We start from the raw sequence: 1,235 nt of genomic DNA, 5'->3' as shown, positions 1-1,235 counted from the left end.
TGTAGTGGTCAACTAATCCCGGACACGACGTTAAGTTTTTTCTCGGCCTGAGCCGGTGGCAGCCCACCATTAAATTGGTGCGGTCGAATCCAGTTGTATCGGTGCATCAAAAAATGACTGATATCCCGCTGAGCTTGTTGGACCGTCGTGTAGCCCATGGTCGGTATCCACTCGGTTTTCAGGCTCCTGAACACCCGCTCCATCGGCGCATTATCCCAACAATTTCCTCGCCGGCTCATGCTCTGACGCATGCGATATCGCCAAAGGCGCTGACGAAAACTCCGGCTTCCATATTGCGAGCCCTGGTCGGAGTGGAACAGCAGACCTTGAGGCTTCCCTCGCTGCTCGTAAGCCATGTCCAAGGCCTTGATGACCAAGTCCGCATCCGGCTTTCCCGACAACGCCCAGCCCACAACACGGCGGGCAAAAAGATCTAGGACAACCGCCAGATACTGCCATTTCCCTTGAGCCCAGATGTAAGTGATATCGCCACACCAGACGTGGTCAGGAGTGGGCACATCAAACTCCCGGTTCAAAATATTAGGAATGTCGGGCCGCTCGACCGTCGCCTTTTTGTAAGCATGCGATCCCGGTTGTTTGCTGACCAACTCCAGCTCGCGCATCAGGCTGCGCACTTTGAATCGCCCGATCTGCTCGCCGTCGTCCTGCATCATGGCCATGATGCTACGGCTACCGGGAGCACTGCGGCCTTGGGTGAACAACTCGTTCACCCGACTGCGCAATCGAAGGCGTTCTACATCCGGTGTGCGGCGCCTGAGACGCCGAGCGTAGTAGCACGAGCGGGTCACTTCAAACACCATGCACAGCCAATCAACCGGCTCGTGGATGCTCAACTGGTCAATCAGCGCGAACGCTCGAGATCTTCCGACATCAAGAGCGCGGTAGCCTTTTTTAAGATCGATTTTTCCCGCTCAAGGCGAGCAATTCGGGCTTCCAGCTCTTGGATTTTCTGCTGCTCCGGGGTCAGCGCTTTGCTCTGCGGGGTGACGCCCGTGCGTTCTTGTTGCACCTGGTCGACCCATCGGCGCAAAGCCGACTCCCCGACACCAAGCGAGCGGCTGGCCTCAATGAAGCTGTAATCCTGCTTGAGAACGAGGTCGGCAGCCTCGCGTTTGAATTCAGGGGAAAAGGTACGGCGTTGTTTGGTCATCTGACACCTCGTTCTGGCGAGCATTCTCGCCTAAATGGGTGTCCGGTTTCATTAGACCACTACA

General features: G+C 56.4%; 1 protein-coding gene. It reads right to left on the bottom strand.

Annotated elements, in window-relative coordinates; genetic code table 11:
* Positions 1-8 precede the first annotated feature (8 nt).
* Positions 9-1,171 (bottom strand): IS3 family transposase gene (locus tag INT12_RS30425; RefSeq protein ID WP_193040555.1). Its coding sequence is split into 2 segments (ribosomal slippage): positions 9-919 and positions 919-1,171, totalling 1,164 coding nucleotides; the frame shifts between segments, so codons are not numbered across the junction.
* Positions 1,172-1,235 lie beyond the last annotated feature (64 nt).

Source organism: Pseudomonas sp. K8 (assembly GCF_014889455.1).
GTDB classification, from domain to species: domain Bacteria; phylum Pseudomonadota; class Gammaproteobacteria; order Pseudomonadales; family Pseudomonadaceae; genus Aquipseudomonas; species Aquipseudomonas veronii.
This window is presented reverse-complemented; position numbering and strand designations above follow the sequence as displayed.